This window comes from Verrucomicrobia bacterium S94 (genome assembly GCA_004299845.1).
Taxonomy (GTDB): Bacteria; Verrucomicrobiota; Kiritimatiellia; order Kiritimatiellales; family Pontiellaceae; genus Pontiella.
Genome location: CP036201.1, coordinates 1,566,692 through 1,590,318 on the forward strand (window position 1 = coordinate 1,566,692; position 23,627 = coordinate 1,590,318).

Consider the following 23,627-nt stretch of genomic DNA (forward strand, 5'->3'; position numbering starts at 1 on the left):
CGGATCCCGAAACAGACGTGCGCTAACGCACCTTTTCACCCCGGGCCATTTTTGCATCGCGCGCAACGGCAAGAATACAGGGACGGCGGGCAATAATCACGGTCAGATCGTTGGAGGCCAGGGCATCGCGAACAGCCTGTTCGAACGCTTCCATTTCCCGGGAGGGATCGAGCACAACCACCTTGTCAACCCCCATGGCTTCGCAGGTGGCCTCAATCGAGACCGCTTTACCTGCCGGTTGATGATCCAGCGTTTTCCCAGTGCCCGGATGTTCCTGCAGACCGGTCATGGCGGTGGTTCCATTGTCGAGAATCACAATCACGTGACCGTATTTCGGGCGGTTGCAGATCATATCGGCAACGCCGGTCAAACCGCTGTGAATAAAGGTTCCGTCGCCGATTACACTGACCACTTTACGCGCCTGCTCTTCCGGCAGCACGTGGCGCATCCCCAGACCGATTCCGATGGAACCGCCCATACAGATACAGGTATCCATGGTTTCAAAGGGCGGCAGTACACTCAAGGTATAGCAGCCAATATCACCGGCGACAATACATCCAATACGTTTCAGCAGCTGGAAGCTGGCCCGATGCGGACAGCCCTCGCAGAGCTGCGGCGGTCTGCCGCGCGGCGGAACCGCTTCTTCGGAGTCGTCGCCGGCAATGATGCGTTTTACACGGGTCACATCGAGCTCGCCGTAACGATAACGTTCCAGACGCGGGCGGACCTTTCCGCCGGCAGCCTGCACTTCGGTTTGAATGAAAGGATCGGATTCCTCGATAATAATACACTCATCTACGGAATCGATGAATTCGAGAATCGCTTTCATGGGCAGCGGATAGACCATGCCCAGCTTCATCACTTTCGCATCCGGCGCCGCTTCCTGCGCATGCAGCGCGGAAACCCCATTGGCAATGATGCCGAGTCTGCTGCTGTTCCCAATGATTGGATTCGGCCCTTCGGTGTTGTTCCATTCTTCAATTTCAGCCAGCTTGGCGCGCATTCTTTTGTGTGCCGGACGTGCATAGGCCGGAATCATCACACGACCGGAAATATCACGCACATAATCGGCCTGCGGCACCGCTTCCGAACCGAAGGGCACCACGACGCTTTTGGAATGACAGACCCGCGTGCTGAGTCGCAGAATCACAGGCTGGCTCCATCGTTCGGAAATTTCGAACGCCAATTTAGTCATATCATAGGCTTCCTGCGAATCGGCCGGTTCGAGCAACGGAACACCCGCAGCCCGGGCATAGTTGCGCGAATCCTGTTCATTCTGGGAGGACGCCATGCCCGGATCATCGGCAACGGCCAGCACCATCCCTCCGGCAACCCCGGTATAGGCCACCGTAAAAAGCGGATCAGCGGCCACATTGAGACCGACGTGTTTCATTGTGATGATCGTTCGGGTTCCGGCAAAGGCCACGCCGATACCGACTTCTACGGCGACTTTTTCATTCGGGGCCCACTGGGCTTTACCGTCTTCGAGCCTGGCATAGTTTTCGAGAATTTCGGTGGATGGAGTTCCGGGATACCCGACGCCCAGCGCACAGCCGGCATGTTTTGCCCCCAGAGCAACGGCTTCGTTGCCACTCATCAGCTTACGTTCACTGCTCATGTTCCTCTCCGTTTAGTAAATGATTGATCCAGTCCGGAATACGGATGGGCCTTCCTTCGGGGTCGGTCAGCGCATGAACGGTAAACCCTTCCGCTACCGGTTTACCGGTTTCAGCCAGCGTAATGACGGTATTAAACCTGATCCGCGCCCGCCCTGCCCGCTCACATGTGGTTTCCAGACTCAGCAGGTCGTCATAACCGGCCCGTCCTTTAAACTTCAGGTTCGCTTCTACAATCGGAGCCATCACCCCTTCGGCTTCCCATTCCGCATAGGCTTTTCCGGCGGCGCGGGTCAGCTCCGAACGGCCCACTTCCATCCACTCCAGCAGACGAGAATTATAGAATGTCCCCATGCGGTCCGATTCACTATAGCGCACTCTCAGTTGACAGGTATGACTGAACATAAAAACCCCTGAATAAAAATAAACGTATTTTTTACCCGTATATTCAGCAAATTTCAATGAAAAGGACCGGGGTTCTTCCTGTGCAATACTGCATATTTGATGATCCGCTTATAAGCCTTACGTTTTTCCGCCCTTCCCTTAAACATCCCATCTTATTCATTTTAAATATGTTATAACGTTATAACCAGCAGCGCATATCCCATCCGCTTTTATTCCGGAAGAACCGATCGAGAGACGGTTGTATCGCGCATTTAAATACGTATAAATTTCAAGTATTTCAATGAGTCGCCTTGATTTAAATACTGATATTCAGTATACCTTTTAAATTCATATAATCTTACTGAAAGGCATGCCATGCACACACAATGGAATGATCGGGAGAGTCTGATCCATCCTGCGTCCGCGCCGGATTATCTGCGCGAAGAACAACTCCGGAAACTGCAGCTTCAACGACTTAGAGCCATTACCAGACACGCCTATGACCATCAGGCGCTCTTCCGGGAACGCATGGAGGCCGCCGGAGTAACCCCCGACGATGTCCAGACCCTGGAGGATATCCGCAAACTGCCGTTCACAGAGAAATCAGATCTTCGGGACACCTACCCTTACGGACTCTTCGCCGTTCCGATGAACGAAGTGGTCCGTTTACATGCTTCCTCCGGAACCACGGGAAAACCCATTGTTGTGGCCTATACCAACGAAGATATCGAGGTCTGGAAAGAGGTTATGGTTCGGGCCTTTGCCTGTGCGGGATTGCATAGCGGAGACATCGTCCAGAATGCCTACGGCTACGGACTCTTTACCGGCGGACTCGGCGCACACTACGGTGCTGAAGCCTTAAATGCCACGGTTATTCCCATCTCCGGCGGAAATTCCGAACGGCAGATCATGGTGATGCGCGATTTCGGCACAACGGCCATCTGTTCCACACCGAGCTATTTTCTGCATCTGATTGAGTATGCCGAAAAGATGAGCATTCAGTGGGCCGATCTCCCGCTGCGGGCAGGGATCTTCGGTGCCGAGCCGTGGACCGATGAGATGCGCGAATACATTGAAGGGAAAACCGGAATTAAAGCCTACGATATTTACGGACTCTCCGAAATTATAGGCCCCGGCGTCGGTATGGCCTGCTCCGAACAGAACGGCCTGCATGTTTTTGAAGATCATTTCATGATCGAAATTGTTGATCCCGTCACCGATGAACCCATGCCCGACGGAGAAGAAGGCGAACTGATCATTACAACACTAAGCAAAAAGGCGATGCCGGTGATGCGCTACCGCACCCACGACATCACCAGCATCATCACGGAAAAATGCGGATGCGGACGCACCATCCGCCGGATCAACCGCATTGCCCGCCGTTCCGATGACATGTTCATTATCCGCGGCGTAAACGTTTTCCCGTCACAGGTCGAAGCCGCGCTGCTGAAGGTGGAGGAAACGCTGCCGCATTATCAGATTCTGCTTTCGCGCTCCGGCGGCATGGACCAGATGGAGGTGCAGGTGGAAGTCACGGCGGAAACCTTCACCGATACCGTCCGCGGGGTGGAGGCCGTGCACAAACAACTGTCCGATGCCATCGCTCACATCCTCGGCATTCGCGTAAAGCTCACGCTGGTTGAACCCAACATGATCGAACGATCCATGGGAAAAGCAAAACGAGTCATCGACAATCGGTAAACCGCTGGCCGAAAATTCTAAACCCTAAACAAATTCAAACAGGAAAAAGACCGATGGACAAAAAGTTCGATCTCGAAGAACGGACCGATGATTTCGCCAAAACGGTGAGCGCTTTTGTTCGTGCGGCATATAAAGACATTCCCAATATTGAAGATTCGAAACAAGTCATTTGCTCTTCCGGATCGGTTGCCGCAAACGATATCGAAGCCGATGAAGCCTTGAGCAAAAAGGATCTCCTGATGCGAACCGGAATCTTTCGAAAAGAAGCCAGGAAATCCAAACTGTGGCTGAAACGAAGCAAAGCGGAACCTTTAGAAAAGGAACGACTCCACCCTGAACAAGAAGTGTATGAATTAACCTGCATCTTCGGGGCAATCCTTACGGAATCGAGTGGTTAGTTTTAGGTTTCGGCATTGTGTTTTTTGATTCGTTTAGGATTTAGAGATTAGAATTCAGAGTTTAATAAATATCAACAGAAGGGTCTCATTATGAAACTGAAACAGTTATCGGTATTCCTGGAAAACAAACCCGGCCGGTTGCGTGAACTCTGTGCTTTGCTTGCGGATAATGGCATTAATATCATTACGATCTCACTGGCCGACACGGAGCAGTTCGGCATTCTCCGTCTGATCGTCAGTGACTGCGAGGCGGCAAAATACCTCCTGGAGAAAAAAGGATTCGTCGCCAAAATCACCGAAGTCATTGCGGTGGAGGTGAGTGATAATCCCGGAGGATTACGGGATGTGCTTCAGGTGGAGGAAGCGGCGGAAATCAGTGTGGAGTATATGTATGCCTTCACAATCAAGAGCGGCGAGAATGCCGTACTTCTGTTCCGGTTCGACGATATGGATAAAGCCGTCACGGCGTTGCAGAGTGCAGGCTTTAAAGTGTTGGACCGCGTTGCCCTTCTTCCTGAACCGGGAAATTAAATGAGCGCCTTTGTGGTTGAAAACCGAATCCGGGATAAGGCGGAATCACTGCCCCGATCCGACCTTCAATCGTTGCAGTGTTCCAGGCTTCGGAAAACGGTCGAACAGGTTCAGCGGATTCCCTTTTATAAACGGAAGTTTGCAGAAGCCGGCATCGCGCCGGAAAAAATCCGGACGCTGGATGATCTGCAACGCCTCCCTTTCACCACCAAGGCGGATCTGCGGGAGGAATATCCACTGGGCATGCTGGCGGTCGATCGGAAAGAGGTCGTCCGGTATCACGGTTCATCCGGCACCACCGGCCGGCCGACCATGGTGGCCTATACCCAAAAGGATTTAAAAACGTGGTCCGGTTTATGTGCCCGTTTTCTGACCGCCGGCGGACTGCTACCTGAGCACTGCGTCCAGATCGCATTCGGCTACGGCCTTTTTACCGGAGGATTCGGTCTGCACTACGGCGTGGAGCAGGTAGGTGCTTCGGTCATTCCTGCCGCGGCCGGAAATACCTCAAAACAACTGATGCTGATGAAGGATATGCAGGTTGATGCGCTGGTCTGCACCCCCAGTTATGCCCTGACGATTTCTGAATTCATCCTCCGGAACAGGATTTCGAGAGAGACCCTGAACCTGAAATACGCCCATTTCGGCGGCGAACCGTGGACGGAGGATATGCGCACGCGGATCGAAGATGAATTGGGCATTCTCTGCTTTAACAACTACGGTCTCAGCGAAGTCATCGGGCCCGGAGTCAGCGGCGAATGTGCCGTACGTGACGGCATGCATATTTCAGAAGATGCGTTTATCGTTGAATGCATCAATCCGAATACCCTCGAACCCGTCGATCCCGGTGAGGAAGGCGAGCTGGTCTTTACCTCTCTATGCAAAGAAGCCATGCCGATTATCCGCTACCGCACGCGCGACATTGCGTCGCTGAACCCGGAACCCTGCGCCTGCGGACGTACAACAATACGCATGAGTCGTATCAAAGGCCGCAGCGACGATATGCTCATCATCAAAGGCGTGAACGTCTATCCATCACAAATTGAGCAGGCCCTGCTGCGCGTCGAAGGAACAGCACCGCATTATCAGATTGAGGTGGACCGCCCGGATCGCAGAGACATCGTTTCCGTAAAAGTGGAGATGACCGAAAAAACATTCAGTTCCAGCATGAAAGAGATGCAGGAACTGAAAGAGCGGATTGGAAGCGCTATTCAGACCATCACAGGACTCCGGATGAATATTGAACTGGCCTCCCCCAATTCTCTCGAACGCTTTACCGGAAAAGCACGGCATGTCATCGACCGAAGGCCGAAATAATGTTTTTCAGACGGCCCGGACTGCAAAAGCCGCCTGAAAAACAGCATTGTGGATTGCGCTCAGTCGTTGGCAAAAGGAGACAGCTCGCGTAAACGACTGATAATGACCGGCAGTTTTTCGAGCACAGTATCAATATCCTCTTCCGTATTATAGCGACTGAGACTGAGCCGGATGGAACCGTGCAGACTGGAGCGCGGCACATCCATGGCGCGGAGTACATGCGACGGTTCCAACGATCCTGAAGCACAGGCAGAACCGGTTGAAGCGCAGATCCCCTGATCATCCATCATAAGCAGAATCGCCTCACCTTCTACATATTCGAAACTGATATTGGTTGTATTCGGCAGCCGGTTTTCTGTATCGCCATTCACCCGCGCTCCTTTACAGGTCGCCAGAATGCCCTTTTCCAGACGATCGCGCAGTTTACGTTCATGCGCCACATCCTGCTCCATACGTTCCCGGGCCAGCTCACAGGCTTTTCCTAACCCCACAATATACGGCACATTTTCCGTTCCGGCGCGCCGACCCCGCTCCTGATGTCCGCCCATAATCTGCGGGGTAATTTTTGTTCCGCGGCGGACATACAGCGCTCCGATTCCTTTGGGAGCATGCAGCTTATGCCCGGATATTGAAAGCATATCCACCGGGATATCCTTTACGGAAACCGGAAGCTTACCGGCAATCTGCACGGCATCCGTATGAAAGATTCCGCCCCCCTCCTTGATGATTTCCGCAATTTCAGGAATGGGAAAAACCACACCGGTCTCATTATTCGCCCACATGATGGAGGCCATCGTCTTTTTCCCGGACTCCGACTTTTCGCGGATCTCATCCAGATCCAGCCGGCCTTTGTCATCGACATCCAGCGTTGTAAGACGGAATCCTTTGTCTTCCAGATAATGACACGGCCCCAGCACTGCGGCATGCTCCACCCGGGTGGTCATAATATGCGGATGCCCGCCCATGGCATCAACAGCCCCTTTGATCGCAAGGTTGTCGGATTCAGACCCGCAACTGGTAAAAATAATTTCATTCGGATGCTCGGCGCCAATCAGAGCCGCCACCTGTTCACGCGCTGTATCCAGCGCACGTTTCACTTTTCCTCCGAAATTATGCATCGAAGACGGATTACCCCAGTGTTCGGTAAAATAAGGGAGAATAGCCTCTGTGACTTCCGGCGCAATTTGTGTCGTAGCGTTGTTATCGATATAAACCGGCTGTTTCATGTTTTTATTCCTATCGTTCAAAAAGATCGTAAAACGGATTCCAGATCACCTCCCGGCTCAACGGCTCCTCAAAATGGAAACCTTATATTCAGCCGGAAGACCTTTGCGTTCCTGCTCGTGCATCAGACCGTTTCTGCACGGCACTTCGAGCAGGCCGCTCTGAACTATACCGCCTCCACGACAATGTCCTGAGAAACGGCATCGCGCAACTGGGTTTCCACTACATCTTTAAGGGTCACGGCGGATACCGGACAGCTGATGCAGGCCCCGACAAATTTGACGAGCACTTTATCCCCGTCCACATCATGCAATTCCAGATCGCCGTTATCGCGGCGCAGAATCGGACGCACCTGCCGATCAATCGTCTCTTCAATCAATCGGATTTTCTGAAGCTGCGTCAATTTCGGTTTCGGCTCTTCTTTCGCCTTTTCCTCACCGATCACGCGGTTGATGATCGCCTCAATCTCCGGAATGCACTGACCGCAACCCCCGCCTGCTTTGCAGGCATCGGTCACATCCTCAGTCGTTGTAAGCTTCTGCTCGCGGGTGATCTTTTCAATCTCTTTATCGGTGGCTCCGAAACAATGGCAGACCACCTCGCCGTCGATATGCTTATCGAGTTTTTTCCCGGTACGGTAATTATAGATTGCCGCTTCAAGAGCCTCGCGCCCCATCACAGAGCAGTGCACCTTCTGTTTCGGCAAATCCCCGAGATAGGCAATGATGTCCGCGTTGGTAATCTCCTCGGCCTCTTCAACCGTCTTGCCGATCAGCATTTCGGTCAGCGCCGAAGAGGAAGCTATGGCTGAAGCACAGCCGAAGGTCTGGAATTTGGCTTCGCAGATGCGCTTTTCATCATCAAGTTTAAACGTAAGCCGCAACGCATCGCCGCAGGCCAGCGAGCCGGCCAATCCGTCCCCATCCGGATTTTCAACCGCCCCTACGTTTCGCGGATTTTTAAAGTGGTCGGTTACTGTATCTGTATATTCCCACATTCTGGTTATTTACCCCTGGTCTTTCCGATCAGCTCAATTCGAGCATTCGTTCGATCGAGAGACGGGCTTTATCAGCGGTTTCCCTGGGGACGGTAACGCGATGCTGCATGTCCTCAAGAGACCAGAGCACCTTCTCCAGATCGATCTTTTTCATATTCGGACAAAGAGCACGGTCGCTGACGGAATAAAATTTCTTTTCCGGATTTTCATTACGAAGGCGGTACAGCAGCCCCATTTCTGTGGCCACAATAAATTCCGTTTCGTCCGACTCTTTGGCGTGAGTTATCATCTGCCCGGTCGATAGCAGGTAGTCTGCCAAGTCGCGAATCGGGAGCGGACACTCCGGGTGCGCCATAACTTTTGCATTCGGATGATCCTCAAGCTCGCGCTTAACATCCACATCGCGGATCCGGGCATGTGTCGGGCAGTAGCCATCCCAGATAATCATATCGCGTCCGAGCTCCTCCTGAATGTAATGCCCCAGATGCGTATCCGGCACAAAGATAATCTCTTTGTCGGCCGGAACAGAGTCCACAATTTTCATGGCATTGGATGACGTCACACAGAGATCACATTCCGCTTTTACCGCAGCCGAACTGTTTACATAGGCGATGACCACCGCATCCGGATGCTCGGCCTTTTTAGCCCGAAGTGCTTCGGCGGTAATCATATCAGCCATCGGGCATCCCGCAAACTGGTCCGGCAAAAGGATCTGCTTTTCCGGGCTCAGTATGGCGGCGGTCTCGGCCATAAAATGCACTCCGCAGAAGACAATAACCTCTTCATCCAGCTCGGCGGCCTTGCGGCTCAGCTCCAGCGAGTCACCGGTGAAATCGGCAATAGCCTGCACCTCATCGGGCTGGTAGTTATGGGCAATGATGATCGCCCCGCGTTCATGCTTCAGTTTCTGAATTTTCTCTTCGATTGTCTGCATAGTTTGTCCTCGGCAAAGCGGCGTATATAAAACGAAGACCGCAGCAAAAACAAAACAAAAAGGATGACAGTTCCCGGTAATCCCCGACTGCAAAACCTACATTGTTGTATTAGTTTTGTTGATTCCGGAAATTTTTGACGTAAAAATTAAACGGAATGTACAAAGACCGGAGATCAGTCTTTCAGCCGTTTCGGCTTACAGACCTTGCTTTTGTTTTTCACCACAGCACCACATTTCCGGCACTCAAAATGGTCTTTTTTCCGTTTATGGGTCGATTGGCCTTTTTTGCATCCCATGGATCTGTCCCGGTTGAAATATGCGGCGGTTCTAACGCCCCGCCGCCACAGCCGTCCACCGAAATCAACAGAAAATAAGCCCGGCTAGAAATCGAGCTTATCTCCCAGACAGGTATCCACCAGGACTGCAGTTTTGAGCCATGGATGACCGGCAGGCACCACTTTCGTGCGACCGGCAACATCCTCAAGCGGAACGGCCACACACCGCTCCCCCTTCAGGCCCACCATCACATTGTACACCCCATCGTGCAGCAGCTCGCCTGCTTTGGTGCCCAGCCGGGTGGAAAGCAGCCGGTCGGTCGCCGTCGGCGATCCGCCGCGCTGAACGTGCCCCAGCGAAGTAAAGCGCACCTCGATTCCCGCCGCCTGCTGAATCTGCCGCGCAATCCGGCTGGCCACAGGCTCTTCGATCAGCATCATGCCGTTTTCTTTTTTCCGAACCGGCTTTTTCTTTTTTCGTCCCTCAGCCGCTTCCTCTTTGGAAATGGCCCCTTCTGCAATGGCAATAATTGAAAACCGTTTACTGTGATGACGCCGTGCCATCAGGTGCTCAACGATATAGTCCAGATCATAAGGAATTTCCGGCAGCAGAATCACATCCGCTCCGCCCGCGATTCCGGCACCCAGAGCCAGCCATCCGGCCTTATGCCCCATGATTTCGCAGACAATCGCACGGTGATGACTGCTGGCCGTAGTATGCAGACGGTCAATAGCTTCAGTTGCAATCGCCATGGAAGAATCGAAGCCGAAAGTGATATCAGTGCCGGCCACATCGTTATCAATGGTTTTCGGCAGCGTCAGCACATCCAGCCCCGCCTCATGCAGCCGCATAGCATTTTTCTGGGTTCCGTTGCCTCCCAGACAGACCAGACAGTCAATATGGTTTTTCCGGGCATTGGAAACCGCCACCTCGGTCATATCCAGCACTTTTTCACCCATAGGCATTTTATGCGGTTTGTCGCGGCTCGATCCCAGAAACGTTCCGCCATGCGTCAGAATGCCGCTGACATCTTTATCTTCCAGCGTCATCGTCCGGTTTTCCACCAGTCCCCGGAATCCATCCAGAATCCCGATTACTTTGGTTCCCTGCGCCAGAGCCGCTTTCGCGACGCCGCGAATCGCAGCGTTAAGTCCCGGACAATCACCGCCCGACGTTAAAATTCCGATAGTTTTAGTTTTAGTTGCCATTTCTGAAATCTATTCCGCCCGGCAGGGGTTCCGCCAGTCCAAACCTCGGAAACCTGTCCACAAAAAGAAAACCGCCGCAGGTTCTGAAACCGCCCGCACCGCACCGATGATCCCGACGACGGAATGGATTTCCCGGATGTGACCGAAAATGAACAACCCATTCGGTCGCCGAGCCAAAAAGTAAAGGCAGGCCCGAAAAAGCCTGCCCCGATGAATGACTTCTTTTCAGACTATTCAGCCTGCCTGATGGTGTAGAAGCCTTCCGGACCACGATCCACGGCATCATAGATGCCCAGGGTGCTGTTGGAGGCGGTCACACTGCCTCCGACATCCATCCAGATTTCCTGGGTCAGGTTGGTGGCAAACAGCACCTGATAGGCCGCACCCGGCACCACATCCCAGCTCACCATCCGCTCACCGGTCACGGCATCGACTCCAATGCGGCCGCCCGCTGGATCGAACAGCGTATCGTCCTGAGCGGAGAGGTAGATGATACGCATATCTTCCGATACCGGAGCTTCTACGGTGGCATATGCCGCACCGTTGGTGGGATAGAAGGTTGCGAGATATTCCGCCAGCGCATCCTGCTCGCTGCCAGCATTCGCAAAGAGCGCCAGACCGTCCGGCAGACCGGCATCGGACAGATCCACACGATCCGCAAAGTTGGAATCCGCAGCGTAGTAGCTCGGAAAGTCGTAGCCATCGCCCCCGCTCTTTGCCAGGAAGTCCAGCGTAACGATACGGATTGGCTGCACGGAGTCCGCCACCAGCGATCCACCGACCACCAGCGCATTGGTTGGGTTCCCAGAAGCGTCTGTCAGGGCCAGCGACTGCACCCGACTGTAGGCCGGAGCCTCCGGATCGAAAGTAAACGAGAGTCCGGAAAACTGACCGAACTGTCCGGGGGTGGCCCCCTCTTCCGTTGCAGCGACTGCATGCTCAACCACTTCAAACAGCTGAGCCGCCGTCAGAGTCATCAGCGTCAGGCCGTTATTGAAACGCAGAGAGTTTTCAATATCCAGCTGCGAGATCTGCCCCTCCATTTTACCGGAAAGCGCGTTGGCCTGCGGCGGAAGGAGTTCACCGGTATACCCGTCAACCGCCCCGATTCCCGCACGGATACCTCCGCCGTTTTTGTGCGAAACCACCACTGTCGGATCCGCCATCTGCGCCATCCAAAGGTTGGCATCCGCGCTGAGATCACCCAGCGTGGTTTCCTCTTTGCGAACAAATTCGCGACGGCCTTCGATAAAGACCGACGTATGACCGAAAATGTTGCCGTCTTTGGCAATCACGACCCCTTCAACACCATCCGTCACTTCCGAAACACGGTCCGCTTTACCGTCGGCATAATAAGCTGCAGCCACCGATCCCCAGAGGTTGCTCACCCCCTGATCATCCGTTGCATATACACCGTTAACCGTATGGTCCAGGTTATCAACCACCACCTGTCCGGCGGCGGTGAAGTCCACAACCAGGCGACCGACATAACTGTATTCACCATCGGTGCTCACAATCAGAGCCGGTTCCCCGTCTTTGCCGAAAGCCACGCGCGGATACATGTCTTCCGCCGTATCCCCGAAGCGAAGTCGATCCGTTCCATCCGCAAGCAGCGTATCGGAACCTCCCGCAATCACAATATCCACTCCGCTCAGCAGAGGAAGCAGCTCGGTTTCGAGCGCCAGCTGCTGCAGATGCGTTACCAATACAATCTTGTTTACGCCGGCAAACGTCAGACGATCAATTTCCGGTTGCAGGATTTCCGCAAGATCTTCCATATCGTTGGAGCCGGCTCCCGGATTTTTAACCGCCACATCGCCGGGCGATGAGATGTTTTCCAGCATCGGGGTGGTTCCACCTACCACACCGATACGTTCGCCGCCCGCATTGATGATGGTCAGCGGCGCAATTTTCGGAACGGGATTCGTCAGGTTTGCAGCATCGGTGGAAAATGCAGTACTTTCCAGCAGCGCATTGGTGAAGAGTCCGCTCATGTCGGTGTCTCCGCTGAAGTCCAGATTGGCACTCAGATACGGGAACTGGGCTCCCGGCCAGCGGACATCATTCAGCGTACCGCCCCGCAGATCCTGACCGACAATTTCAGCCACGGCACCGGCACCGGCATCAAATTCGTGGTTGCCGAAGCAGGAGGCATCGAAACCGATCAGATTCATGATGGTGATGTCGGCACGTCCGCCGCCTTCCCGCACATTGTCCAGACCGAATTCACCGTAAAAGTTCTGATAAACCGACTGGAATACAGAGCGCATGCTGCCGTCACCGGCCGCCGAGAAAAACGGACCCGGAATATAATTATCGCCGGCAGAGAGCAGCACACTTTCAACGCCCATTCCAGCGGCTTCATTTTCAAGCGCTTCAACCACAGCGGCAAAATTCGGCGCGTTTTCAATGGCGTCCACACTTCCTTCAAGGTCGGACGCGTGAAGGAACTGCATACTCACACCGCCTTCAGTTCCGTTTACGATTTCATAAACGGTAAGAGTGCTGCTTCCTTCATTAGCCACCAGCAGCAACGGGCTGGCCGTCGGGCTGGAAGCGGCCGGCACAAAGTCCAACCCTTCCGGCGCATCGTCCGTGTAGAGGCGGGCGAAATCAACAAACATCGGATTCAGCGGATCGCTGACGTTATACACCATGATACCGCCAACGCGTTCCAGCCCGATAAAGGCGTAGGTTTCGCCGCCGACAACACCGACTTCAACCGCTTCCGGCTCACACCCCTTGTCATCGGAACGTTTATCAAACTCTTCCGGATCACCGTCATTGATATTAAACAGCGCCGGGCGTTCCGTCGCCAGATAGCTTTCAAAATCATCCGCCGAGTCGTAAACCATGACCCCGTTTTCATCCAGAATGGAAAAAGAACGTCCGCCGTAGGCATAGACCACATCCAGATCGCCGTCGTTATCCGTGTCAGCATCCAGCAGCGAAATTTTCAGCCGGCCGGCGGTGTCATCCGTCTGCAGCCCGGCGGCATTCGGGAAGACCGTGGAATCAAGGATTTCATCTTCCAGACGGGTTTCATCATCGGCGGCATCACGGGAATCCCCTTCGTTGGCGATGACATAATAGGCCTTACCGCCTGCTTCGTAAGAAACAATAGTGTCAGGCATATACATGCCGAAAAACGGATAATTGGTCATGTTTATACCGTCGTCTTTATCGCCAGCATCCAGCGTATTTTCCGGAAGGCTCCAGTCTTTCAGGCCGAGCGGAACGATTTCTGTAATTTCCGGAACCGTGAGATCCACCACGGCCATTGCATTGTTTTCCTGCAGAGTGACAAACGCTTTGGTGTTATCCGGAGAAACCGAAACAAATTCCGGTTCAAAATCAACGGACGGCAGGCGGACCGGAAAAATGCGCACGCCAGCAGCACGCAAGGCGTTGGTCTGACTGTCGAATGCCGCAAAACCGAGATTGGTCACTGTCGCTGATGCCACGCCGGCGGACAGATCAATCACACTGATCGAACCCTCGCCGAAATCTTCATGGTCTGCGGTTTCCGCTTCGTTGGCGGTCAATACCATCATACCGTTCGGCGAAAAAACCACATTGTCCGGCAGAATACCGACAGCTACGCGATTGCTTTCAGCACCGGTTGCGGCGTCCAGAAAGACCACTTCGCCAACTGCGCCGGAACCGCTTTCTACAGCAACAGCAACCAGTCCGTTGTACACTGCAACACTGTTGATCAATTCATTGGTCAGCAGCAAACCGGTCTGTACCGGATTGGCCGGATCCGACAGATCCACGATCACCAGTCCATCTTCCGGAGTAGTAACAAACGCGGATTGGGTTCCCTTATCAAAGGCCACGATTTCCGCACCGTCAGCCAGTTCAACGGTGCCGACAGGCACCAGTGCAATAGGGTCGGCAACCGCCGCAGCAGCGTACTCCGCTGTAATGCTGCGGCTATATGAACCCACATCCGGTTTACCGGGCAGCTCTTCCTCACCGTATGAATGGGTCATTTGAGCCTGTACACCCGCAACGGCGGATGCCAGCAACAGGCCGGTCAGTAGTCTTTTCATTCGTTCATGCTCCTTTTGTTGATGATGTTTATGCACAGTTTTGGTCTCCGTAAGGTGCAGACCGTTGTTAAGTGATGGAAAAAATACCTTCCGGAACGCGGTCACCGACCGGGAGTTCAATCCCCCTCTCCCGGTTTCACTTTTAGTATCTGCGATTTACGTGTTTGATGCTGCAGAAACAGCTATCCGCGAAACCAGCCGGAGTGGTCGAACAGAAAAACGGCCGTCCCGACGGAAATAACGTCCGGATCCGCACCTATGCCGCAGATTCATAATCATGGATTCCCCGCTCATGAACACAGCCCTCTCCGACTGAGGAAAAGAATGCCGTGATGAATAGCGGATATAAAAGAGTGGATTTCTGATCATCAAGCTCCCCGAATTTAATGGAGCCCATAATTCCGACCCAATGTTAGGAAAAAATCGGGCTCCAACTAGACACCGGTTGGCATCCTGCTAAAGCCCGTTAGAACAACGTTAAAGAACGGTTATATGCTTTGAGATTCCGGCCGGTGCGGTTCAAAACGCGTCCGACGCTTTTTTTCAGCATCGGCAAGTGCCGCGCAGGCGTTTTTATACAGCAGCTCCTGGCTCCGGATCTTTTTCGCACCGCGCTTAATAACCCGCTCATAGATTCCGGATGGCTTAAGCTCCCATGCACTCTGGTTGTCCGACCTGTGAATATCTAGAATCCTAATCAGCCGGTCCCGGCAGTCCGGATCCTCCACCGGCACCATCAGCTCCAGACGTTTATCCAGATTACGCGGCATCCAGTCCGCACTGGAAATATAGACCCGCGGTTTTCCTCCGTGATGAAAATGAATGATGCGCGCATGTTCCAGATAGCGGTCAATAATGCTCGTGACCGTAATATTAGGAATCGGTTTCAGGCAGCAGATTCCACGAATGTTCAGGCTGATTTTCACCCCCGCATTAGCCGCTTCATAGAGTTTTTCCGACAGCGTCACATCCACCAGCGAATTCACCTTGGCATTCACCAACGCCTTTTTTCCTTTTTTGGCACGCTCGATTTCGAAGTCAATCAGCTCCAGCAGTTTATCGCGCATGCTGATCGGTGCCATGCTGATGAGACTGAAATCGCGCGGCTGTGCATATCCGCAAAGCGCATTGAAGAAGCCGGAAGCATCATTTCCAAGATCCGGATTACAGGTCATATAACTGATATCGCTATAAAGCCGGGCAGTGGATTCGTTATAGTTCCCGGTGCCGAAATGGCAGTAGCGCACCACACCCGCCGGCTCGCGCCGCACCACCATACAGATTTTAGCGTGTGTTTTATATCCTTTCACGCCATAGATAACCTGCACGCCGCACTGCTCCAGCGTGCGTGACCAGGAAATATTCTGAGCCTCATCGAACCGAGCTTTGAGCTCCATCAGCACCGTCACATTCACCCCGTGTTCCGCCGCACGTTTCAATGCCGCAATAATGGCACTGTCGGAACTGGTACGATAGAGCACCATCTTGATCGCCATGGTATCCGGATCAATCGCGGCCTCTTCGATAAAACGAACCACCGGATCAAATGTTTCGTAGGGGTGATAAAACAGCAGATCCTTTTTCGCAATCTGACCGGACATCGGTTCATTCGGAATCACATCCGGCGACGCCTGAGGCGGCCACGGTTCCACCTTGAGTTCATCATATCCGGGAATAAAAGCCAGCGACATGAAATCCTTCATATTCAGCACGCCGTCAACCGGGAACGTGGCCTCAGCGGCCACCTGAAGACTTGTTGAAAGAAAATTCAGCAGCCCTTTGGAGACGGAAGATTCCACTTCAAGCCGGATACAGTCGCCGGTTTTCCGTTCCTCCAGCACATCCTCCATACCCCGCATCAGGTCCGGTGCTTCATTTTCAGCGACCGCGAAATCAGCGTTACGGGTAATACGGAAAACAGCACTTTCGCGAATATCATAGCCCGGAAACCAGTCGGCCGCATATTTTTTGACCACTTCTTCGCGCAGCACATAAACATAGCCCTCATCGGACGGAAGCTGCACCATCCGTGAACCGACCCGGTCCAGCGACATCACCGCATAAAGATTTTTCCGATCCCGGGAACCTCTACGCTGCATCCGCACCAGTACATTCAGCGCAAGATTCTGAATCATCGGAACACTCTGCCCGTCGCGCAGCGCCACCGGCGTAATCACCGGGAACAGCTCTTCTTTGAAAAGTTCGAATAGAAATGTGTCCTGCTCCGCCGTCATTGCGTGTAAATCCGCATGCCGGATTCCGCCCTCCTGCAGTGCAGGCGAAACCGCATCGTTAAAACAGCGGTGCAGTTCCCCCATCATTTTGCGCGAACGCGGATAGATCTCCTTCAACTGCGCAAGCGGGGTCATGCCCGCCGGATCCTTTTTGCGCAGTCCCGCTTTACGGGCCATGGACAAACCTCCGACGCGAACCATAAAAAACTCATCCAGATTAGAGGCCGTGATGGCCAGAAACTTCAGCCGCTCCAGCACCGGACTGCCCGGATCTTTCGCCTGTTCGAGTACCCGCTGATTAAACTCAAGCCAGCTCAGTTCCCGGTTAAAATATTCTGGTATCGGTGCCGTTTTCGCCATTCTTCATTTACCCGCTTTTTTCCGTCCGCAGATTCAGTCTTCTACATTCCGGATTCTTCAGTATCCTTCTATCCCCGTCTTCTTCGGGCTCTTAAAATCATCGTGCGGCCGTAAACCCGCTCAAACAGTTTGGCCTTACCCGCAAGCGCCCGTTTTTCCGCCGTAAAATCACCGGTCTGAGTGGTTTCAACCACCACCTCTTCTTCGGCGACAATGACCTTAACATTTCGGATTGCCTGCGTGTGCGAACGGTCAAACGCATCGGCGGCCCGAAGAATCGCAGCCAGCTTATTCACCGTCAGCCGGTTTTTGCGGGAGAGTGTTCCGTAACCCGGATGCCCTGGCCGCGGGTTCGCCCGGCGATGATACCGCGCCACGAGCGCCACCAGCTGAATATCCTCTTCGCCGAGCCCGAAAATGTCACTGTTTTCAATAATATACTGACTGTGTTTATGATGACTGCTGCTTCCGATAAACATGCCGACATCATGAAGTTGGGCAGCCACCGTCAGAATCACTTCATGCCGAAAACCCAGTTTATGTACACTTTTCAATGCCCGGAAAATCGCACGCGCAATTTCCGTCACACAGTCGGCATGATTCTGATCCAGCTGATAGCGCCGTCCGACCTCGTGCACCGAATGCAGCACCTGCTCCACGAAATCCTCGCTCCAGGTTTCTCCACTCGCGGCTTCCGTCAACAGACCGTCGCGCAATGACGCGCCGCAGATGAACACTTTTTTCAATCCGAAGGCCTGGGCCAGTTTCACATAGGTTAAAAGTGCAGGTGCCAGCGTCTGCGCCTCTTCCAAAGTCATATGGTATTTGCGGACCACTTTTTCCACATCCATCGGAAGAATCCGGTCGGCCAGCTTTTCAAGATCACCCACTTTGATTTCAATGACCGTCTGTTCGTCCCAATCCTCCTCCACCATCTGCGCCGTAAAGCGGGCCTCGCCGCCCATCAGGAGCAGCGAAAGCGGCACTCCATCGCGCGGTACCGCATCGCGGCACTGGCGGATATTGGAATCAATCTCCATCTGCAGCACTTCGCGTTTCCGTGCATCGGAACCTTCCTGATCATCCATGGCTTCGCGCAGCCGATAGGCCCCCATGCGGTAAATATGGGCAAACGAAACGCGCCCCTCATCCAGCCCCAGCAGTTCCGTACTTCCGCCGCCGACTTCCGCGACCAGCAGTCTGTTTTTCCGAAGACTGGAATATTTGTTCAATATCGGCCGGATCGCCAGAAAAGTCAGGCGGTTGACTTCGGTTCCCTCAATCACCTGCACCTCGAAATCCGTTGCCATGGAAACACGGTCAATGAACTCATCGCGATTACGTGCCTCGCGTACCGCGCTGGTGGCCACTGCCGAGACATCCTTCTGCGGATCAATGTTATACTCTTTGAGTACGCTCGCGAAATTACGCAACACTTTGACAGCATCCGCAATCGTTGACCGGGAAATGCGGCCGCGGGTAAAGGTGTCGCTGCCGATCGAAACACTCTGATTGAGGGTATCCAGAGTCCGGAAAGTTCCGTTCCGGAAAACCTCCGCCACAACCATACGAATAGAGGTGGAGCCGATATCGATCACCGCTTTGAGCTGATAGGCTGTGGAATTCTTTGCTTTTTCTGCCATCTTATGAGGTCCTCATGCGTACACTACGATAGAAACTGTTCCGGCCAAACGCAATGAATGTTAATGTTTTGTTAACGCACGACCTCCGTTCTTTACTCTTCTTTTCCGATTCCGGTTGATCAGCGGCCTTTCTGGATTGATTCATACAACGCGGCGGCTACACTGTGTCCTCTGATTTTCATGGGAGAACGAATGGCAGATAAAAAAGAAACACCGATGATGCAGCAATACCGGACCATCCGGCGCGAGCTGCCGGAAGATACCATTCTCTTTTTCCGACTGGGTGACTTTTACGAAATGTTTTTCGATGATGCAAAAACCGCCTCGGACATTCTCGGTATCACACTGACCAAGCGCCACAACACCCCCATGTGCGGTGTGCCCTACCACTCCGCCGGCGGCTATCTGGAACGGCTCGTCAAAGCCGGCGTAAAGGTCGCCATCTGTGAGCAGGTCGAAGATCCGGCCACGGCCAAAGGCGTGGTTAAACGCGATGTGACCCGCATTGTCACCCCCGGAACAATTCTCGACGAAGTGGTTCTGGAAGGAAACCAGAACAATTTTCTGGCGGGTCTTTTTAAGGGGAAAAACCGGTTCGGTATGGCTATGCTGGACCTTTCCACCGGCGAATTCTGGATCGAGGAATCCAACGATGTACAGAGCGTGCAGTCGAATCTCTCACGCTATGCCCCGGCCGAATGCGTTGTGGCCGAAGAGCAGATGAATACACCGGAATTCACTGAACTGACGCTCGAAGCCACCAACACCCTTTTGACCGCCTGCGAAGACTGGACCTTCGAGGCCGCCACAGCCAATGACATTCTGTTGCGCCATTTTGATGTACATTCGCTGGAAGGTTTCGGTTGCTCCGGAATGAGCGCCGCCCTCGGAGCCGCCGGTGCCGTGCTTTATTATTGCAAAACCGAGTTGCGCCGCAACCTGGATCACGTCCGCAGTATCCGTGTAAAAAATCCGGCGGACTACATGCTGCTGGATGAAACCACCGTGACCAATCTGGAACTGGTTGCCCCGATCAACTCCAACCGACAGGCCTATAAAGCCACGCTCCTGAATGTACTCGATTCCACCTGCACGGCCATGGGTGGCCGTCTACTGCGCGAATGGGTCCTGCGACCGCTGAATAATCTCAAGCAGATCAACGCCCGGCACGATGCCGTCGAACTGATGGTCAACAACCAGACCTACCTTCGCTCGCTCCGTGACGTACTGAGCGATATCAAGGATGTTGAGCGTCTGATTTCCCGTATCGGTTCCACCTCCGGCAATCCGCGCGATGTGCGGGCCATGGGCGTATCGCTGCAGCAGATGCCTCTGGTAAAATCGCTTCTGCTCAATAAGGGAACCATGCTCGAAACGCTCGGAGAACAGATCACCACTCTGCCCGAAGTGGTGGCGCTGATCGAATCGGCCATTGTTGATGAACCTCCGACCACCCTCAAAGACGGCGGTGTGATTCGTGAAGGCTACCATCCCGAACTGGACGAACTGCGCGATGCGGCTACCCAGGGCCGCAAATGGCTGGCCGATTTCCAGGCCTCGGAAATGGAGCGCACCGGCATCAAAAATCTGAAGGTGCGCCACAACAAGGTCTTCGGCTACTATATCGAGGTTAGCAAAGCCAATGTTTCTCTGGTGCCGGAGGACTACATCCGCAAACAGACTCTCGTCAATGCCGAACGCTACATCACGCCGGAACTGAAAGAATACGAAAATAAAATCTTCGGGGCGCAGGAGCGCTCAGTGGCCCTGGAACAGGAAATCTTCAATGAAGTCAGGCGCCAGGTGGTCGAGCATCTTGAAACCATTCAGCAAAATGCACTGGCCATCGGCCAGGTGGACGTACTCTCCACTTTTGCAGAGCGGGCACTGGCCAATAATTATACCCGCCCGCTGATGAATGACCACGGGCGGCTGGATATTAAAGATGGACGCCATGCCGTGGTGGAACAGATGCCAGAGGCTGAACGCTTTGTTCCGAACGATACCCGACTGGACCGGGAAACCCATCAGCTGATTATCATTACCGGTCCTAATATGGCCGGTAAATCAACGTATATCCGGCAGGTGGCGCTGATCACCATTATGGCCCACATGGGCGGTTTTGTGCCGGCAGCGAAAGCCGAGATCGGAATCGTAGACCGCGTCTTCACCCGCGTGGGAGCGAGTGATGACCTGGCGCGCGGACGTTCCACTTTTATGGTGGAGATGCAGGAGACCGCCAACATTCTGAACAACGCCACCCCGAAAAGCCTCATCGTACTCGATGAAATCGGACGCGGCACCTCGACATTCGACGGCATCAGCATTGCGTGGTCGGTTGCGGAATTTCTTTGCAAAAATGAAGCCATGAAAGCCAAAACGCTTTTTGCCACGCATTATCACGAGCTGACCGACCTCGCACTTACGCTGAAAAATGTGCAGAACTTCAGTGTACTGGTGAAAGAAAAAGGTGATTCAATCACCTTCCTGCGAAAAATCGTTCCCGGTGCGGCAGACAAGAGTTACGGCATTCAGGTAGCCCGGCTGGCCGGTCTGCCGGATGCGGTGATTGAAAGAGCCAGCGATATACTGACCAATCTCGAAGAGGGAGAATTCGGTGATACGGGTCAACCGAAACTCGCGAAGAAGCGGCCCCACAAACTTAAAGCGAATATTTCGCAGCTGGATCTGTTCTGATTTCAAAGAATTAGCAACTTGCATTCATATTCCGGTTCGCATTAGCCTGTTTTACGTTTAACACGGGAGTATAGTCATGAGTAAGAAGTCGTTCGGTGCATCCACCCTTTATATGATTCTGGGTCTGGTGTTCATTGCCGTCATCGGCCTGCGCACCATAAGCACTCCGGAACTCTGGACGCACCTTGCGCTCGGCCGAAGCAACGGACCGATCTCTTTTATTGAGGGCGACTCCTTTGTCAACACCACCTGGCTCTATGACAAACTGCTGTACATGGCATGGAACCTGGGCGGGGCTCCCCTGGTCATTATCCTGAATGCGGTCGGACTCGTTGCCGTATTCTATCTACTTGTTCAGGTTTCAAAAAAATGGGGCGGCGGCCTGGCTCAGGGCTTTGCCCTGCTCATTTGCGGACATCTGATTTTCCAGACTGTGGATGTCGGTCCGCGCACCGTCATGATGCTGTTCATTGCCCTTTTCCTGTTTATCCTGAATGCACGCCGTTCACCTGCTGTTCTTTTCGGCAGCCTGATACCGCTCCAGATTCTCTGGACCAATATGCACAGCTCCTTTATCTATGGTCCGATTATTGCGGCACTGGCCGCCGTACAGGCCGGTCAGGCCGCAAAAGCTCCGGGAGGACGCAAAAAAAATCAGGAAAATCAGTCCGGACTCTTCGGCATACTGGCGGCAGCACTGCTGGTCTGCACCGTGGTTAATCCCTATTTCTTCAATATGCACGGCCAGATGATCGCCAACATCAAATCACCCGCTCCGACATACTGGTCATCCCTGTTCATTGAATATTATCAGATTCCGGAACTGAAGCCGCTGATCTTCTTCACCATGATCCTCGGGGCCGCCGGTCTGATCACCCTCAAAAAACGTCTGCCGATCGTACTGACCACGCTGGCGATCTACAGTGCCTTCCTGGTCTGGACCTCACCGGCAACCGCCATGCTATTCGCGGCCATGGCCTTTCCCTTTATTGTACTCAGCCTTACATCGATCAGCGAATACCTCAATCACTCTTTTAAATCCTTCCTCGGCGATAATGCCAAAGGGCTTGCCCCACTGACCGGAGGCGTTCTGGTGGTACTGATAATACTCTCCATCATTCCAATCATTGGGAACAAGGCTTATGTCAGAGCCGGCAGTGCCTCCACCTTCGGCCTCGGAGTTCAGGAAAATCTGTTCCCGAACGACCTCGAAACGCTGTTCAACCATCCGGCCTTCCCCGAAACCGCCATCAACCTGGCAGCAGACGGCGGATATCTTGCCTTCACATACGGCCGCAAATGTTTTATTGATTACCGTTCCGGCATCTACGACAAAGAAATACTTAAAACCCTCAACAACACATTGCTGGGCAGCCGTGAAGCATACAATACCATTCAGGATAAATACCGCCCTGAAGCCTATATCATCAATACCCTTACACCGGCATCCGCACAGGGAGTTGCCACGCTGCTGCACAATCCGATCTGGAAGCTGGCGTATTTCGACGGCACAACCGCCATTGTCCTGCAGAACAAGAGTCAATTTAAAGACCTGTTGAACAACACCGCGCTGCAGCAGGCCGGCCTGGCCAAACTGGAATCCGCCCGCAAGGCCTATGCCGCCCGCAATAGTAAAGGCGGGAATCCTGCTGAACTGATCGGAGCCGGAAAAATCTACCTCGCTTTCAACCGTCCGGCGGAAGCAAAATCCATCTTCTCGCTCATCCTTCAGGGCAACACCGCGGCACCGGGGGCCTGGATCGGCCTTGGAAGCAGTCAGCTGATGCTGAAGGAATTTAACGATTCCGTGGCTTCGCTGAGAATCGCCACCCGGCAGATGCCCGAAAGCCTGCGGGCCTGGGCAACCTATGCATCAGCCTGCCGACATGCCGGACTTACCGAAGAAGCTCAGGCTGCCACGGAAAAAGCCCGTAAGCTGGCGGAGCAGAACCGCGCCGCAAACGAACAAGAGAAACAAGCGGAACAGGCACAAAAGCCGAAACAAGCGGAATCCCTTCAGGACATCGCCATTCCCGAATAATTTTGAACACC

At 53.5% G+C, this 23,627-nt stretch carries 15 protein-coding genes; 6 read left to right on the plus strand and 9 right to left on the minus strand.

Annotation, left to right across the window (positions count from 1 at the left end; translation table 11 throughout):
* Positions 1-22 precede the first annotated feature (22 nt).
* Both EGM51_06480 and EGM51_06485 read right to left on the minus strand, forming a co-directional pair.
* Positions 23-1,618 carry a thiamine pyrophosphate-binding protein gene (locus tag EGM51_06480; GenBank protein ID QBG47055.1) on the minus strand — a complete coding sequence of 532 codons (1,596 nt, stop codon included), beginning with the start codon at positions 1,616-1,618 and terminating at the stop codon, positions 23-25.
* Positions 1,608-2,021 (minus strand): acyl-CoA thioesterase, encoded by a 414-nt coding sequence (locus tag EGM51_06485; protein QBG47056.1) that lies wholly within the window; start codon positions 2,019-2,021, stop codon positions 1,608-1,610. Before EGM51_06485 ends, EGM51_06480 begins: the two co-directional genes overlap by 11 nt.
* A gap of 354 nt (positions 2,022-2,375) precedes the next feature.
* Between EGM51_06485 and EGM51_06490 the strand changes: the two genes are divergently transcribed.
* The 4 genes from EGM51_06490 (at position 2,376) to EGM51_06505 (ending at position 5,947) form a co-directional block, all read left to right on the plus strand.
* Positions 2,376-3,701: a phenylacetate--CoA ligase family protein gene (locus tag EGM51_06490; GenBank protein QBG47057.1), complete on the plus strand. Its 1,326-nt coding sequence runs from the start codon at positions 2,376-2,378 to the stop codon at positions 3,699-3,701.
* Between the two features lie 53 nt (positions 3,702-3,754).
* Positions 3,755-4,099, plus strand: a complete 345-nt coding sequence (locus EGM51_06495) for a four helix bundle protein (protein ID QBG47058.1) — start codon at positions 3,755-3,757, stop codon at positions 4,097-4,099.
* A 90-nt stretch (positions 4,100-4,189) separates the two neighbouring features.
* Complete coding sequence (locus tag EGM51_06500) at positions 4,190-4,630, plus strand: ACT domain-containing protein (GenBank protein ID QBG47059.1); 441 nt, start codon at positions 4,190-4,192, stop codon at positions 4,628-4,630.
* Entirely contained in the window at positions 4,631-5,947 is a 1,317-nt protein-coding gene (locus EGM51_06505; protein ID QBG47060.1) for a phenylacetate--CoA ligase family protein, read from the plus strand. It abuts the gene before it with no gap.
* 59 nt (positions 5,948-6,006) lie between these two features.
* On the opposite strand, the gene nifS is transcribed toward EGM51_06505, so the two are convergent.
* From nifS to EGM51_06540, 7 genes are all read right to left on the minus strand, one after another.
* Positions 6,007-7,173, minus strand: a complete 1,167-nt coding sequence (gene nifS, locus EGM51_06510; GenBank protein QBG47061.1) for a cysteine desulfurase NifS — start codon at positions 7,171-7,173, stop codon at positions 6,007-6,009.
* 164 nt (positions 7,174-7,337) lie between these two features.
* On the minus strand, positions 7,338-8,168 hold the full coding sequence (gene nifU / locus EGM51_06515; protein ID QBG47062.1) for a Fe-S cluster assembly protein NifU: 831 nt from the start codon (positions 8,166-8,168) through the stop codon (positions 7,338-7,340).
* Between the two features lie 28 nt (positions 8,169-8,196).
* Positions 8,197-9,102 carry a quinolinate synthase NadA gene (nadA, locus tag EGM51_06520; GenBank protein QBG47063.1) on the minus strand — a complete coding sequence of 302 codons (906 nt, stop codon included), beginning with the start codon at positions 9,100-9,102 and terminating at the stop codon, positions 8,197-8,199.
* Between the two features lie 380 nt (positions 9,103-9,482).
* Positions 9,483-10,586, minus strand: coding sequence for a 6-phosphofructokinase (locus tag EGM51_06525; GenBank protein QBG47064.1), 1,104 nt, complete (start codon positions 10,584-10,586; stop codon positions 9,483-9,485).
* A gap of 230 nt (positions 10,587-10,816) precedes the next feature.
* Entirely contained in the window at positions 10,817-14,641 is a 3,825-nt protein-coding gene (locus tag EGM51_06530) for a bifunctional metallophosphatase/5'-nucleotidase (GenBank protein QBG47065.1), read from the minus strand.
* Positions 14,642-15,129: 488 nt separating this feature from the next.
* The gene (ppk1, locus tag EGM51_06535; GenBank protein QBG47066.1) at positions 15,130-17,235 is read right to left on the minus strand and encodes a polyphosphate kinase 1; all 2,106 of its coding nucleotides are present in this window, start codon (positions 17,233-17,235) and stop codon (positions 15,130-15,132) included.
* A gap of 68 nt (positions 17,236-17,303) precedes the next feature.
* Positions 17,304-18,878: a Ppx/GppA family phosphatase gene (locus EGM51_06540; protein QBG47067.1), complete on the minus strand. Its 1,575-nt coding sequence runs from the start codon at positions 18,876-18,878 to the stop codon at positions 17,304-17,306.
* A 192-nt stretch (positions 18,879-19,070) separates the two neighbouring features.
* Between EGM51_06540 and mutS the strand changes: the two genes are divergently transcribed.
* Entirely contained in the window at positions 19,071-21,575 is a 2,505-nt protein-coding gene (gene mutS, locus EGM51_06545; protein QBG47068.1) for a DNA mismatch repair protein MutS, read from the plus strand.
* 76 nt (positions 21,576-21,651) lie between these two features.
* The gene (locus tag EGM51_06550) at positions 21,652-23,616 is read left to right on the plus strand and encodes a hypothetical protein (protein QBG47069.1); all 1,965 of its coding nucleotides are present in this window, start codon (positions 21,652-21,654) and stop codon (positions 23,614-23,616) included.
* Positions 23,617-23,627 lie beyond the last annotated feature (11 nt).

What these genes read in the sequence shown, in the direction of transcription:
- EGM51_06480 (QBG47055.1), bottom strand. Translation starts at nt 1,618, where the DNA reads ATGAGCAGTGAACGTAAGCTGATGAGTGGCAACGAAGCCGTTGCTCTG.
- EGM51_06485 (QBG47056.1), bottom strand. Translation starts at nt 2,021, where the DNA reads ATGTTCAGTCATACCTGTCAACTGAGAGTGCGCTATAGTGAATCGGAC.
- EGM51_06490 (QBG47057.1), top strand. Translation starts at nt 2,376, where the DNA reads ATGCACACACAATGGAATGATCGGGAGAGTCTGATCCATCCTGCGTCC.
- EGM51_06495 (QBG47058.1), top strand. Translation starts at nt 3,755, where the DNA reads ATGGACAAAAAGTTCGATCTCGAAGAACGGACCGATGATTTCGCCAAA.
- EGM51_06500 (QBG47059.1), top strand. Translation starts at nt 4,190, where the DNA reads ATGAAACTGAAACAGTTATCGGTATTCCTGGAAAACAAACCCGGCCGG.
- EGM51_06505 (QBG47060.1), top strand. Translation starts at nt 4,631, where the DNA reads ATGAGCGCCTTTGTGGTTGAAAACCGAATCCGGGATAAGGCGGAATCA.
- nifS (QBG47061.1), bottom strand. Translation starts at nt 7,173, where the DNA reads ATGAAACAGCCGGTTTATATCGATAACAACGCTACGACACAAATTGCG.
- nifU (QBG47062.1), bottom strand. Translation starts at nt 8,168, where the DNA reads ATGTGGGAATATACAGATACAGTAACCGACCACTTTAAAAATCCGCGA.
- nadA (QBG47063.1), bottom strand. Translation starts at nt 9,102, where the DNA reads ATGCAGACAATCGAAGAGAAAATTCAGAAACTGAAGCATGAACGCGGG.
- EGM51_06525 (QBG47064.1), bottom strand. Translation starts at nt 10,586, where the DNA reads ATGGCAACTAAAACTAAAACTATCGGAATTTTAACGTCGGGCGGTGAT.
- EGM51_06530 (QBG47065.1), bottom strand. Translation starts at nt 14,641, where the DNA reads ATGAAAAGACTACTGACCGGCCTGTTGCTGGCATCCGCCGTTGCGGGT.
- ppk1 (QBG47066.1), bottom strand. Translation starts at nt 17,235, where the DNA reads ATGGCGAAAACGGCACCGATACCAGAATATTTTAACCGGGAACTGAGC.
- EGM51_06540 (QBG47067.1), bottom strand. Translation starts at nt 18,878, where the DNA reads ATGGCAGAAAAAGCAAAGAATTCCACAGCCTATCAGCTCAAAGCGGTG.
- mutS (QBG47068.1), top strand. Translation starts at nt 19,071, where the DNA reads ATGGCAGATAAAAAAGAAACACCGATGATGCAGCAATACCGGACCATC.
- EGM51_06550 (QBG47069.1), top strand. Translation starts at nt 21,652, where the DNA reads ATGAGTAAGAAGTCGTTCGGTGCATCCACCCTTTATATGATTCTGGGT.